The organism is Borrelia puertoricensis (genome assembly GCF_023035875.1).
Lineage (GTDB): Bacteria > Spirochaetota > Spirochaetia > Borreliales > Borreliaceae > Borrelia > Borrelia puertoricensis.
In genome coordinates this window covers 699,545-714,098 of sequence record NZ_CP075379.1, presented here as the reverse complement: position 1 = coordinate 714,098, position 14,554 = coordinate 699,545, and the positions used below count along the sequence as shown (strand labels likewise).

15 protein-coding genes are annotated in these 14,554 nt (G+C 28.7%); 5 read left to right on the top strand and 10 right to left on the bottom strand.

The window, feature by feature from the left end; all coding sequences use genetic code 11:
* Positions 1-4 precede the first annotated feature (4 nt).
* From bpuSUM_RS03375 to bpuSUM_RS03355, 5 genes are all read right to left on the bottom strand, one after another.
* Entirely contained in the window at positions 5-2,566 is a 2,562-nt protein-coding gene (locus bpuSUM_RS03375) for a chemotaxis protein CheA (RefSeq protein WP_247065829.1), read from the bottom strand.
* A 71-nt stretch (positions 2,567-2,637) separates the two neighbouring features.
* Positions 2,638-3,681: a flagellar filament outer layer protein FlaA gene (locus bpuSUM_RS03370; RefSeq protein ID WP_247065827.1), complete on the bottom strand. Its 1,044-nt coding sequence runs from the start codon at positions 3,679-3,681 to the stop codon at positions 2,638-2,640.
* An 85-nt stretch (positions 3,682-3,766) separates the two neighbouring features.
* The gene (locus bpuSUM_RS03365; protein WP_247065825.1) at positions 3,767-4,279 is read right to left on the bottom strand and encodes a flagellar filament outsheath protein; all 513 of its coding nucleotides are present in this window, start codon (positions 4,277-4,279) and stop codon (positions 3,767-3,769) included.
* Entirely contained in the window at positions 4,269-5,264 is a 996-nt protein-coding gene (locus tag bpuSUM_RS03360; RefSeq protein ID WP_247066312.1) for an N-acetylmuramoyl-L-alanine amidase family protein, read from the bottom strand. The genes bpuSUM_RS03365 and bpuSUM_RS03360 overlap by 11 nt, the downstream gene beginning before the upstream one ends.
* Positions 5,257-6,216 (bottom strand): glycosyltransferase family protein, encoded by a 960-nt coding sequence (locus tag bpuSUM_RS03355; protein WP_247065824.1) that lies wholly within the window; start codon positions 6,214-6,216, stop codon positions 5,257-5,259. The genes bpuSUM_RS03360 and bpuSUM_RS03355 overlap by 8 nt, the downstream gene beginning before the upstream one ends.
* A 43-nt stretch (positions 6,217-6,259) precedes the next feature.
* On the opposite strand from bpuSUM_RS03355, the gene bpuSUM_RS03350 reads away from it, so the two are divergent.
* Positions 6,260-6,904 (top strand): hypothetical protein, encoded by a 645-nt coding sequence (locus tag bpuSUM_RS03350; protein ID WP_247065822.1) that lies wholly within the window; start codon positions 6,260-6,262, stop codon positions 6,902-6,904.
* On the opposite strand, the gene bpuSUM_RS03345 is transcribed toward bpuSUM_RS03350, so the two are convergent.
* Genes bpuSUM_RS03345 through bpuSUM_RS03335 form a run of 3 tightly spaced genes read right to left on the bottom strand, consistent with a single transcriptional unit; the run spans position 6,905 to position 8,115 of the window.
* Entirely contained in the window at positions 6,905-7,339 is a 435-nt protein-coding gene (locus tag bpuSUM_RS03345; protein ID WP_247065820.1) for a DUF192 domain-containing protein, read from the bottom strand.
* Entirely contained in the window at positions 7,336-7,743 is a 408-nt protein-coding gene (locus bpuSUM_RS03340; protein ID WP_247065818.1) for a hypothetical protein, read from the bottom strand. The genes bpuSUM_RS03345 and bpuSUM_RS03340 overlap by 4 nt, the downstream gene beginning before the upstream one ends.
* Before the next feature lie 12 nt (positions 7,744-7,755).
* Positions 7,756-8,115, bottom strand: coding sequence for a hypothetical protein (locus bpuSUM_RS03335; protein ID WP_247065816.1), 360 nt, complete (start codon positions 8,113-8,115; stop codon positions 7,756-7,758).
* An 88-nt stretch (positions 8,116-8,203) separates the two neighbouring features.
* Between bpuSUM_RS03335 and era the strand changes: the two genes are divergently transcribed.
* Positions 8,204-9,076, top strand: coding sequence for a GTPase Era (gene era, locus bpuSUM_RS03330; RefSeq protein ID WP_247065814.1), 873 nt, complete (start codon positions 8,204-8,206; stop codon positions 9,074-9,076).
* A gap of 87 nt (positions 9,077-9,163) precedes the next feature.
* On the top strand, positions 9,164-10,729 hold the full coding sequence (lysS, locus tag bpuSUM_RS03325; protein ID WP_247065812.1) for a lysine--tRNA ligase: 1,566 nt from the start codon (positions 9,164-9,166) through the stop codon (positions 10,727-10,729).
* 87 nt (positions 10,730-10,816) lie between these two features.
* Here lysS and gpmA read toward each other — a convergent pair whose 3' ends face one another.
* On the bottom strand, positions 10,817-11,563 hold the full coding sequence (gene gpmA / locus bpuSUM_RS03320) for a 2,3-diphosphoglycerate-dependent phosphoglycerate mutase (protein WP_247065810.1): 747 nt from the start codon (positions 11,561-11,563) through the stop codon (positions 10,817-10,819).
* Positions 11,564-11,778: 215 nt separating this feature from the next.
* On the opposite strand from gpmA, the gene rpiA reads away from it, so the two are divergent.
* The gene (gene rpiA / locus bpuSUM_RS03315) at positions 11,779-12,465 is read left to right on the top strand and encodes a ribose 5-phosphate isomerase A (protein WP_247065808.1); all 687 of its coding nucleotides are present in this window, start codon (positions 11,779-11,781) and stop codon (positions 12,463-12,465) included.
* Here rpiA and psgB read toward each other — a convergent pair.
* Complete coding sequence (gene psgB, locus bpuSUM_RS03310; protein ID WP_247065806.1) at positions 12,452-13,591, bottom strand: HemN-related non-iron pseudo-SAM protein PsgB; 1,140 nt, start codon at positions 13,589-13,591, stop codon at positions 12,452-12,454. The genes rpiA and psgB overlap by 14 nt on opposite strands.
* Before the next feature lie 120 nt (positions 13,592-13,711).
* On the opposite strand from psgB, the gene bpuSUM_RS03305 reads away from it, so the two are divergent.
* A complete protein-coding gene (locus tag bpuSUM_RS03305) occupies positions 13,712-14,551 on the top strand; it encodes a DnaJ domain-containing protein (protein ID WP_247065804.1) in 840 nt (279 codons plus the stop codon).
* The last annotated feature ends 3 nt before the right edge of the window (positions 14,552-14,554 follow it).

Below are 14,554 nucleotides of genomic sequence, written 5' to 3'. Positions count from 1 at the left end.
AAGACTATCCTTTCATATCTCTCAAGTCAAAAAGCCTAAACACATCAATAATTAAAACAACTTTGCCATTCCCAAGTGTAGTAGCTCCAACTATTCCAGGACTTGAAGCATACTTATCTTTTATAGGTTTTACAACAAAATCTTCTTCTCCAAGAATAGAATCCACAACTATCCCAGCCTTTTTATCATTAACGCTAATAACTATTAAAAACTTCTCATACAGATTTTGATCGTTCTTTATATTAAAAAGCTCATCAAGTCTAAGGACAGATATAACTTCTTCCCTTAAATTATACACTTCATGATCATTTTCAAGAAGCTTAATATTTTCTTCACTAACTCTATGTGTTTCAAGAACACTATTTAAAGGAACAACATAAATCTCACTGCCTGACTTTACAAGAAGACCTTGCACAATCACTAATGTTAAAGGAAGCTTTATTTTAAAAGTAGTACCAATATTAACTTTTGAATCTATAACAATAGTTCCATTTAATTTCTTAATATTATTTTTAACAACATCAAGTCCTACGCCTCTGCCAGAAACATCTGTAATCTGACTAGCTGTTGAAAATCCTGGTTCAAAAATTAAGTTCAAAATCTCACTCTCAGATAAAACCGTATCTTCTTTTATTAAACCTTTCTCAATTGATTTCTGCCTAATAATATCTGGATCTATACCTCTTCCATCATCCTCAATCTCAATTGATATCACATTACCTTCATTCTTGGCACGCAAAATTATATGACCAGCTTTATCTTTACCCTTGCTAAGTCTCTCATCAGCAGTTTCAAGACCATGATCAATAGAATTTCTAACACAATGAATTAAAGGATCTACAAGATCATCTATAACAGATTTATCAACTTCCGTATCTTCCCCTTCAGTACTAAGCTCTACAATCTTGCCTAGCTTCTTTGAAAGGTCTCTTATAACTCTTGCAAATCTTGAAAAGATACTAGACACCGGTAACATTCTTGTCTTTAAAACACTCTCATGCAAATCAGTAATTATCCTAGAGAGTCTATTAGAGGCAAATCTAGAATCTTGAAGAATTTTAAATAATAAATCTCTTAAACCTACCATATCTTGTAAACTTCTATCAAGCTTATGCTCCACCAAATTTGCTATTTGCTCCTCAAGAGAACTTTCCAATTCTAAACCCATATCCTTAAAAATCATCTTTAAATCTACCAAAAAACTATTGCGAAAATTTTCTTGATAATCATAAAAATAATTAAAATTATAGAGAAAAGATATCATATCAGAATTTATTTGATTATAAGTTGACTTACTTATAACGGCTTCACTCACAAGGTTTAATATGGAATCTATTCTTTTACTATCAATTCTAATCAAATTGACATTTACAGCCGTCTTCTTAGATTCCTTAGAAGAGGCATAACTACCAACTTCGATATTTAAATTTACATCTTTAATATTTTTTAAATCAATTTCGTTAATATCAAAACTAACAACAACATCTGACAAATTCACCTTTTTAGAAATACTATCAACTGAGGTATCTGATATTAAATAATATACAATAAAATCAAAAAACTTATCAGCTAATAAATCTTCAGGAATAGATTTATAAACTTCCCCTAAACTTTTTAACGCCTGCAACATCTGAAGTCCAGAAATTGTTGACATAGGATTATCTTTATTGAAATTTAACTTTACCTCAAATAACTTAGCATCACCAATACGCTCTCTTAAACTTATAAGCTCATCATTAGAAAGTCGAACTTTTCCTTCAGACAAAATATCATGAACAACAAAATTTCTCTCACTTGATTCTGTTTTTGCCAACTCATTATCAATATCAAATTCATCAATTGCATAACTCAAAGCAACACCAGACAACTTGATTTTTTCCTCAATATTATTATTATTTAAAGAAATTAAATAATAATCTACTCTTCTTAAAAACTTATCTGCAATAAGCTGTTCATAATTAGGAACCGTATACAAAATTGGTCCTAAATCTTTTAAAGCTTGAAACATCTGTATACCAGCAATTGTAGCCATAGGATTATCTTTATCAAAATAAATACTCACCTTTAAAACTTTTTGCCCAAGTCCAACAACTTCACGCATATCACTAAGGTCATAGGAAGAAAGCAAAAATTCATCATCTATATTCTCTAAAGATATCTCGGGAACTGTCTGATGATCATTCCCTAAAAACCTTCTTAATTTATTTTTAAGATCGCTTACATCTTTTAAATAAACATCTCCATTAAGACGTGCATCAAGCATGTCTTTTATTACATCAAGTGCATTTAAAAGTAAATCAACAAGGTCATTACATATCTTTAATTTATTATCTCTAATAGCATCAAATACATCCTCAACAACATGGGTAAAACCTGAAAGTTCCATCATATCAACAGAAGCTGAACCGCCCTTAAGAGTATGTGCAGCCCTAAATATCTCATCAATAGTTTCTGAATTATTAGGGTCATCCTCTAATGACAGAATATTCTCTTCAAGAGTATCTACAAGATTCTGAGCTTCCTCAAAAAAAATCTCTAAAAGCTCTTTGTTTTCTGAATCTAGCATTAGCTTATTTTTCCTACTTTATCTTAATAGAGGCTAAATCTTAAAGATTCAGCCCTATTAACGAATTAAATTTATTGTTCTTTAGTACGTGGTGCTCCAGATTCATCATTACTACCCTTTTCTAAGAAATCTTGAAAAGACTCATCTGGCATTGACACATTTTCTTTAATCTTTAAAACTTTCTTAAGAGCTTCCTGTGCTTTTAATTTTCGAAGTGATTCTGCACCACGTGTTTCATAAATCTTAAATACAGATTCATTATCAATATCAGAATCCAAAGAAACACTTAACTTATCATAAATAACTCTTACATCTTTAACATAAAAAATCAAATTCTGATCTTTTGAGCTATGAGACTTTGAAACTCTAAACGCCTTAAATCTCATCTTACTTGAAGGAAGAGGATAGTTAGGAATATTATCTTTACCTGTTATAGCACTTATACCTGGAAGATAATTAGGATTTGACCACACCAAATCTGCCCAACCTTTAAATCTTAAGGTACCCAAAGGATAAACATATTCCATCCCACTCATATCTTCAAACAAAACTTCAAGATCAACTTCATGACCCAAACTGTAAACAGTAACCTTAACTTCTCTCATAGTCTTAACATTGTCAATTAAACCTTTACCTAAAAATTGATTGCCGTCTTCTCCAGAATAAAAAGGAATCTTAAATGGAGGTAAAATCATTGCAGAAGATTGAGAATGACTTGGAAATAATACTCTCACACCTAAGATTGTATCTCCTGCATATCTTTTAGATTCACCCTTAACAACAGCTGGAGCAACAACAGAATTTTTTACATAAGCCTGCATTCTAGATGAAGGGGTTAAAAGAACATTCCAATTACTTATTCCAAGATCTAAGACCATATCTTCTGCCTTCACAATATTTGAAGCCCCAGAATACACAAGTTCAACATAATCTGTAAGATCAAGTTTAGTTGGGCTTGGATCTCTTGCAAGTTCCGCAAAATCAAGAACCAACTCACCAGGCTCATTTTTAACAGCATTATCACCTGATAATGCTCCAGGTACTTCTTGTCCAAAAAGAGAAGTTAAGAAAAGAAGAAAAAATAAAACAAAAACAATATTTTTTACTTTAGACATAAAATCAACTCCTTCTATAAAATAATTTATAGCTTTTTATTTTTAATTTTTACTTACAGTATACCCGAGATTGCCTAAAAATGCCTTAAACATTTAAAACATAACCCTCAATAAAAATAACAACTTTTCTAACATTTCCAGGATAATTAAAATCAATCGTTTCTTTTAAAGATTTAACAAACAAATTTACTTTCAGTTTACCAGAGTCATTATAACCACCATTTTCAAAAGAATTATAAAACTCTTTTGAAAGATTTATAAAATAAACATCATTACTTATAAAAGAATACAAAAATTTTACATTTCTTGTGCCAAATTGCAAAGAAAAACCCCTACTATTACCCAATAGAAAATCTTTAACTAAAAAATCCAAATTCTCTTTAAGGGTTTTCTTCTCCTTTAAATATCTTAAATCAGCAATCAATTCATTTTCACAATAAAAATAGAAAACTTTCCTAAAGAAGATATTCTCATAATTTAAAAAAATCATACATAAAGAAAATAGAAAACTTAACAATAAAAGTGCAATTAATATCTCAAATGAATATTTTGCCCCATTACGACTAAAAAAACTATAATAAATAGAATTATTTTTCATAAAATTCAATAAACCTAATTAAAGATTTAAGCACTAATATACTTATCTTACTCATATAATTGTAATCCAAAATTAACATAGCATCAGCAATGTTAGATAAAAACCCAATTTCAATTAACACAGCAGGCATACTACTATTTTTAATCACAAACCACTGCTCTTCTCTAATTGATCGAATTTTGGTCTCACATAAAACATCAATAAAAGTCTCATATAAAATCTCAGCTAATTTTTTTGACTCATACTTATACTTAATATCTAGTATATCATTAAGCTCCCTCAAGTATCTATTACCTCTAATATCATATCCTTTAAAATTTCTTACAACTTCTCTTTTAGAATCTTGGGGAAGATACCAAAATTCAATTCCCCTAGCTTCAGGATTTGGCGCATTATTCACATGTATTGATAAAAATATAACATTATGTGGAAAATCTGGCTTAATTGCATTCGCAAGCTCAGACCTATCTTGCAATGGCACAAAAACATCATCTACACGTGTTAATAAAATGTTCCTGTCTAAAAAATAATTACTCAAGATTTTATATACATGCATAGAATAAGTTAAAGCAAAATCTTTTTCTAAAAGGGTAATATCATGTTCATTGATTTTATGAGTTACAACAGCTCCTCTATCATGTCCGCCATGACCAGGATCAATTACTATCGACGTTATTCGTGGTTTACTATAACTTTGCAAAGCTCTAAAATGATTTTCAATCTGCATCAAAGCCCTCTTGGTTATCAAAATCTCTCCATTCTTTAAAAGGATAGGATCTACATAAAGATAATAACCAACAGATGAGAGACCATATTCAAAACCTACTTTAAGCTTAAGATGTCCCTTCTCATGTTCAATTGTAAGAATATCATTTGCAATATTAAAGTTAAACTTAAAAAATTTACTATCAAGTGAATCCAGAATGTTAACGTAATCAACTTCCTGAGCCTCTAAAAACAGATAAACAGAGATTAAATTAATCAATAATATTATTTTCCCAAAGTTCAATTGCACTCTTTAAGTCACCTTTAAACCTTAAACTATTTTTAGTAATTTCATGTTTGATTTCTTTAAATTCTCTGCCAAATTTAAAAGGGTTAATGCCATATCTTAAGCATAGTTTCAAAAATCTAAAGAACGAAAATTTTATTCCATTTCCAACAAAAATAGGAACATAATTTTTAAGCAAAAAGATCAAAAAACTTCTATTTTTTGTCAAATCTTCTGGAACATTTAAAGCGGTATATTGTATGCGAAGTTTCCTATAGATATGGACACTTTCCCCGAAATAAATAGCCCTAAGTCCAAAATCCAGTCTTTGAAAATATTCATTTTTAATTCTTCTATCAAACCCCCCTAGTTGAACAAATCTCTCTTTAGAGTAAAGACCACAATAATCCATAGTAATTAAACTTTTCTCATAATCCCTCTCAGAATTTATCAAAATTACCTTCAATTTCCACTGTTCATCAATAGTGGGAATAAAAACTGATGGAACAACTTCCTCTTCTTTGTCAAAAAACTCTCCACCAACAAGAAGCACATTCTTTTTAACTATTTCATCAAATATATTAGGAATCCAAAAAGGATTTAACAAATACATATCACTTTGCAACACAAAAACAAAACTACAAATGGATTCTTTCATAGCTAAGTTGACCTTTTCGCCAGAATTCAAATCATCAGAAAGTAAAATAAACTTCAATTTATCATAACTCTCTGAAATAAATTGAAGAGAACTTCTATTACTTTGCTTTTCAATAGAAATAATTTCTCTGATAAAATCAAAATTAGAGAGAGAGCCAAATAAATCTTCTCTAAAAATTTTTGTACCCCTATTTAAAATTACAAAAGAGATTCCAAAAGTTGACCTTTGCACATAATTATTTTTAGACTGAATAACTGTATAAGAATAATCATTACTCTTAAAATACATAAACTTACTTCAAAAATCCTTATAATTAAACTATAATAACTACATGATAAGTACTAAAATGTTAAAAATAAGTATTTTAAACATCGATCAATTAAAATATAGCATAGTTATTGTCGTTTTAATACTCATAACATTGATAAGTTGCAAAGATAAAAACGTAAACTACGATAAAAAAATAAAAAAAATACTTGACAATAACAAAATTGAATACAGAATAGACAAAGAAAATGATTTTATTGTATCAAAAATCATCAATGACACAAAAATAGAAATAATAGTCAGATCAAAACTAAATTCATATCAAAATTCAAAAACAAGAGAAATATTTGGAATTGTAGAAATATTCGATGTCAATTCAAACAAAATTCAAGAAATATCAGAATCTCTAATGAGTGACAGCTACAATAACCGAGTTTTAGGATCATGGGAAATCATTCATGATCCTGAAAGGGGCAATAATTCTTTAGTATATATTATCAAAGCTGAAGAAAATGCAAAAGAAACTTTTCTACTCGATGCCCTTGAAGAAGTCGCAGCAACAATATCCATCTTTAAAAAGGTAATAAAGGATAATGACATAGAAGTCAATAAAACTACATATAATGAAATTGATAATGATACCTTACACAATGAAGAAAAAATGAAAGACCATGCAGAAGAAGAACTTCAAAAAATAAAAGCCGAGTAACTATTCTACATTTAAAGAATTAACATCAAAATTAAATTTCACTCTGTCACCTACCTTAATTTTAAATTTAGAAAAAGAACCTTCCGGAACCTCAAGAGCATACTTGACCTTATACCTAGAATTTATAACCCTTTGTGAAAAAGGAACTAAACTATAAATTTCCTTAATAACACCTACAGAATTAATATAAGCAATTTCAAGTGATACAGAGGTATCTTTCATCCAAAAAGATAAATTCTTCTCTTCTTTAAAAACAAAAAGCATACCATTACTTTCATTTATACTCTCAGTTCCCATATACCCTTTAGATCTAGTAACTTCATCAAGAGCAAGCTTAACAAAAAATTTAGTATCATTAATAATAATCTCTTTATCATATACATGATTGGCACACGATATATAAAAAATTAATGCAAAAAGAGCTCTCAAGATCAACGATCCTTATTAACATAAGACTTTAATGTCATCCTTAAAATATTACTATTCAAAGCAATAATAGAATCACCAACATCCCAAATATAATTGAAAGGAGTTACAACCGTAGCATCGCCAAATTTTTCTCTGACACTAAGAACAATAGAGTATTGAGAAATCAACTTTCTATCAAAAACAAAAGTATATGAATAAAGCCTATCGTTATCAAAACTAAAGTAAGCATACCTTATAGGAACCTTACCTTTAAATTTTAAAATTTGTGTTTTAGCATAAGGAAATTCAACTTCTTCAATATCAGAATAGAAAATAGAGGCTTGACGAACATTATCCTCAACAAATTTAACATTCTCTCCAAGCTTAAAAGATAAAAAAACAGAAAACAAATAAAAAACTGTAATTCCCATATGACTTCATCCTTAGAAAAAAAGAATGTAAACAAAAAGCAAAACTAGCAAAAAACTCACAAATAAATAAAGCATGACACTAACATTAAATCCAAAACAAAATCTCGACTTTAAAAAATCATTATTAGTTCTAGCTCCCTTAAATCTTGCTCTCTGTCTCATTCTAAAAATACGCTCTTGAGACTGTTCCTCGAAAGGACTATAATTACATTTTGGACAACCATTCTCAAATGCAGAAACAATTCCTACATATCCACAATTTGGACATTCAAGATCACCTAATTTAGAGTGACAATTTAAACACACAGACTTATTAAGCTCAACCTTTCCCCCACAATGTTCACAAAAAACCTCAAAATTGACTTTTTTCAAACTATAATCCTTTAAACACAATACTTAAACATTTTATATATTAATTATCATATAAAATATATTAATATATTTAAATAGGAAGACTAAAATGAAATCAGGATTTGTATCAATAATAGGTAGACCTTCAACAGGGAAATCTACACTTCTAAATTCAATATGTGAACACCAAATATCAATCATTTCCTCCATACCACAAACAACTAGAAACAAAATAAAAGGAATATTTACAGATAAAAGGGGTCAAATTATTTTCATAGATACACCGGGATTTCACCTAAGTAAAAAGCAATTCAATATAGCACTGATGCATAACGTACATTCTGCAATAAAAGAAACAGAATTAATTCTTTATGTAATTGATATTCAAGATGAACCTGGTATTGAAGAGAATGAAATATTAACAATTATCAGTAAATCCAAAATTAATTTCTTAGTAGTCATCAATAAAATTGATATTCAAAAAACAAAAGAAAGAGAAATAATGATATTTTTAGAAAAAAAAGGAATAAAAAAAGACAATATTATAAAAATCTCTGCTGAACAAAAAATCAATATTGAAGAAATCAAAGATAAGATTTATGAAAATCTCCAAGAAGGACCTCTTTATTATCCAGAAGAATATTATACAGATCAAGAAATGAACTTAAGAATTAGTGAAATAATTAGAGGCATGACGATTAAAAAACTCAAAGAAGAACTACCATATTCCTTATATATAGAGATCGAAATCTTAGAAGATAGAAAAAACAAACTTTTTATTAAAGCAAATATTATTGTAGCCGTAGAGAGTCAAAAAGGCATAATAGTCGGCAAAGGAGGCAAAGGAATAAAAACAATTGGAGAAGAAGCAAGAAAGATAATATCAGAAATATTTGAAAAAAAATGTGATTTATTCTTACAAGTAAAATTAAGAAAAAATTGGAACAAAAACCCTAAACTAATTAAAAATTTAATCAATTAACACAACAACATCTTAAAACACCTCTTTAAAATCTTGAAACAAAAAACATAGAATGCTACAATCAAGTTTTAAATAGGGGTAATATTTATGAAAACAGCACACTGGGCAGATTTTTATGCAAAAAAAATCATAGAAGAAAAAGGTGAAAAGGAAAAATATACAGTCGCATCAGGCATTACTCCATCAGGCACTGTGCATATTGGAAACTTTAGAGAAGTAATTTCCGTTGACCTTGTAGCAAGAGCATTAAAAGATGCAAACAAAAATGTAAGATTTATATACTCATGGGATAACTATGATGTATTTAGAAAAGTACCTAAGAACATGCCTGATCAAGAATTACTGACCACTCATTTAAGACAAGCAATCACAAGGGTTCCTGACACCAAAACCAATCAATCAAGCTATGCAAGAGCAAACGAAGTGGAATTCGAAAAATATCTACCTATTGTAGGTATTAAGCCAGAATTTATAAATCAAAGTCTAAAATACATGTCAAGTGATTACTCAAAGCAAATTAAGTTTGCACTAGATCATAAAGATGAAATAGCAAAAGTCCTTAATCAACATAGAACAACAAAACTAGCTGACAACTGGTACCCTATTAGCATTTTTTGCACCAAATGCAACAAAGATACTACAACAGTAAAAAATTATAATCATTGCTATTCTATTGAATACCATTGCGAATGCGGTAATAAGGAATCACTCGATTTAAGAAAAACATGGGCTGCAAAACTTCCATGGAGAATCGACTGGCCAATGCGATGGAAATACGAAAACGTTGATTTTGAACCTGCTGGAAAAGATCATCATAGTAGTGGAGGAAGTTTTGACACTTCAATAGAAATTGTAAAAATTTTTGGAGGAACTCCGCCCATAACATTTCAGTATGATTTCATATCAATCAAAGGACGTGGTGGAAAAATATCTTCATCATCTGGAGATGTCGTGTCATTAAAAGATGTCCTTGAAATATACACTCCTGAAGTTACAAGATTCTTATTTGCATCAACAAAACCCAACACAGAATTTTCAATATCATTTGATCTTGATGTAATAAAAATTTATGAAGATTACGACAAATTTGAAAGAGTATATTATGGAATTGACGATATTAAAGAAAACAAAAAAGAAGCTTTTAAAAGAATTTATGAACTCTCTCAACCAAAAGCACCAGATAAAGAAATTCCATATCAAATTGGTTTTAGACATTTAAGTGTAATTTGTCAAATTTTTGAAGGGGACAAAGACAAAATTTTTAAACTTCTAAATGATGTAAAAGAAAACCAAAAAGAAAAACTTATAAACAAAATTGAATGTTGCATTAACTGGATCAAAAAATTTGCACCTGAAGAATTTAAATTTTCACTAAGAACCACATTCGATAACACTGAATCCTTAAAGGATAGCAACAAACAAGGAGTAACACAATTACTAAATTTTTTAAAAAAAGATTTCAACAATATCACTGAAAAAGAAATTCAAGATGAAATTTATAATATCGCAAGAAGCAATAACATTGAACCCCCATTATTCTTTAAACAAATTTACAACATATTAATTAATAAAGACAAAGGACCGAAATTAGCAGGATTTATTAAAGCAATTGGTATTCAAAAATTTGAAGAAATTGCAAAACACTATATTTAGCTTCAATAATAAATGACTTACAAATAAAATAAAAAGAGATTATTAATTTAAACAATCTCTTTTTATCAATGGTTTTTTATAACTTCCTTATTTTTTCTTTCCTTGATTAGCAACAGATTCCATGGCCGCTTTAATCTTATCCTCATCACCTAAATAGTAATGTTTAATAGGTTTTAAATCAATATCAAGCTCATAAACTAAAGGAATACCAGTAGGAATATTAAGCTTTAAAATATCATCATCACTCATATTATCAAGATATTTAATAAGAGCTCTTAAAGAATTTCCATGAGCAGCAATAATAACCTTTTTTCCCTCAATAATAGCTCTAGCAATTCTATCTGTCCAATACGGTATAACTCTTGCAACAGTATCCTTTAAACATTCTGTTGAAGGAAGTTCACTTTTAGGAATGCCTCTATATCTTAAGTCATGAATTGGATGACGTTTATCAGATTCTTCTAAAGGCATAGGAGGGATATCGTAACTACGTCTCCACATTAAAACCTTATCCTCTCCATATTTTTCAGCTGTTTCAGCCTTATTTAACCCTTGCAAAGCGCCATAATGCCTCTCATTGAGTCGCCAAGATTTCTCTACATCAATATAAGATTGACCTAACTCACGCAAAATAATATTTAAAGTATCATTAGCTCTTACCAATACCGAACTAAAAGCAATATCAAAAGAATAGTTTTCTTGTTTAAGAACTCTACCGCCCTCTAAAGCCTCAGAAATACCCTTCTCAGAAAGCTTAACATCAGTCCAGCCTGTAAAAAGATTTTCTTTATTCCATTCACTCTCACCATGACGCACTAAAACTAATTTATACATAAAATCTCCTAAGAAATGTTTTTATTACTTTAATAACACTTTATCAATTATAAATTAACACAAAACCTAACTAATGTTAATACTCAAAAATTCCCTCACAGATATAAATACAATCAGCTATCACAAAATTTTAATAAATAACACTATTGATTATTTATTCTTAATGATATAATTGTACCCTATAAGTAAATCTATATGATTAAGGATAATACATAATGGAAGAACAAAAAAAATTAGTTTCACAATACGCAATTGATCATTATGTAAAAAGCGACATGCACCTTGGAATTGGAACAGGAACAACGGTCTTTTATGCAATTAAATATTTAAGCGAAAAAATAAAATCTGGAGACTTAAAAAACCTAAAACTTTACCCAACAAGTAGTGATACAAAATATTTACTTGCAAGAGAAAATATTACATATGAGTCCAAATTTACAAAACTCAGCAAAAATATAGACATAACAATCGACGGAGCTGATGAAATTTTATTAGAAACAAAAGCCCTAATAAAGGGTGGTGGAGCAGCTCATCTAATGGAAAAAATAGTGGCATACAATTCTCATCAATTATTGATTATTGCAGATGAAACAAAAATTGTACAAACTTTAGGAACAAGAGCATCTATACCAATTGAAATTATTCCAGAGGCTCTTGCATTTATTACAGCAAACTTAGAAAACATGAACTTTAATCCTGTTTTAAGAACTTGCAAGTCTAAAGCAGGACCAATAATCACTGATAATAATAACTACATCTTAGATGTAAAAATGAATATCACAAACCCTAAAGGGGCTGAAAAATACTTTAAATTATTCCCAGGAATACTTGAAATTGGTATTTTTAACCATCAAAACACTAAGATCATATACTATCAAAATGGACAGATTAAAGAAACTTAAAATTCACTTTAAAAGAATTGCTAACTAAATATTCTCTAATCAACCGAAGATAAAAATCCAATTTAAATCTCTCATGTCCATTCAAGTAAAGAATATCATTACTAAAAACAACTCCTTTACTTAATCTCAAAAGATAATTAATAAAATTACAAAAATCTTCCTGATTATATACAAACCTATGCTTCAAAACAGAAACCTCAAGCCCCTTCTTAGTCCCAAGATTTGTAATAAAATGACAAATAAAAAAATCTAAATCACTTAAAATCTCAAAAGCTGATGTAAATTTCTCACCACCTAAAAATTTATCATCCATCTTAATTATAGCCTGAAGACCATCACCTTTGGAAATAACAAGCAAACTAACAGAATTTAATCCAAAACCTAAATATGGTTTAAGCTCCCAATATCTCAAATTATGTTTACTCTCATGCCCCCTTAAGGCAAAATTTGAAATCTCATAATTCATATAGCCATTAGATTCCAAAAAATCAAAAGCATAAAACCAAAAATCTTCAGCCTTAGCAGCATTATAATTGAAAGAAACATCCTTAAAAAGATCAATAATACAATTTTCCTCATCAACTAGAATTTCTGAAAGACAAATATGTTCAGGAGCACATGCAACTAACTTTATTAAATCATTCCTAAGATGTCTTTTTTCTTGATAAGGAATATTAACATTTAAGTCAATATTCAAATCAAAATCAAATTTACGAATATCATTTACTGCGTTATTTATTTCAGCTACAGATATCTCATAAACACCCATCACTTTTAAAAAGTTTGAAGAAAAACTCTTTATATTAAGACTAATTCTACTAACAGAAAAATCATTTAAAATCGCTAACAGTGAAGGTGTAATCTCTAAAGGATGTAATTCAAAGGTAACTTCATCCAATGTAACGAAATCAAAATTTTGAGATAGAGAAGTTAAAAAAGATTCTAAATCAAAATCATCACCAAGCTCTGAAGTTTCATATTTAATATAAAGAGTCTTAATTTGTGGAGAACCCAAAACCTTTAAATAATAAGACAATTCATGCAATATTTTATCAAAAAAAACATAATTAAAACACTTGGTGAGATCAATATAAATACTTAAATCCGTTAAATGCAAAAAATTCACTACTTTATAAACAACCTTTAAAAAATTTAAGTTTAATTATAATATATATAATGATAACATCAATTATAATGAATTTAAATAACTTCAATATAACACGAAAAATAAAAACAAGAGGTTTGAATGTCTAAAGACTATTACAACATACTTGGAATACACAAAAACGCTACAACAGAAGAAATCAAAAAAGCCTATAAAAAACTAGCTATAAAATATCACCCTGACAAAAATAAAGGAAACAAATTTGCCGAAGAAAAATTTAAAGAAATAAATGAGGCTTATGAAATTCTTTCATCTCCTCAAAAAAAAGCCAATTATGATAATTTTGGAAGTGCAAATTTTAATAATAATTTCAACACAGAGGGGTTTAGTAAAGGATTTAAGAATACTGACTTTCATAATTTTGAAAGCTTCGATTTATTCTCTGATATTTTTGGAGGAACTACAAGAGGCACACTTAAAGATACAGAGATAACTATTAAAATTTCACTATATGACGCTTATATGGGGGGTAAAAAATCAATATTAATAAACAACGAAAAAATTGACATTAATATTCCAAAGGGAACAATTGAGACTACTAAATTAAAGTTTAATGGCAAGGGAAAGATAAATCCAATTTCTGGGAAAAGAAGTAACTTAATTATCAAATTTGAAATATCAAGTTATAAAAATTTTACTTTAAAGGAACGAAATTTAGAAACAAAAATTAATGTATATCCATGGGAAATGGCTTTGGGTAGTGAAAAAGTCTTTGAAACAATTGAAGGTAAAAAAATAAAGATAAAAATTCCAAAAGATACAAAAAATGAAGAGATACTAAGTTTAAAAGGTCTTGGCATGCCTGCACTTGGAAATACAAATAAAGGGGACCTCAGAGTCAAACTAATAGTATATGTTCCTAAAATCATTAACGATGAAGTAAAAAAAATATATGAACGACTAAAAGAAATATATAATTAGAAA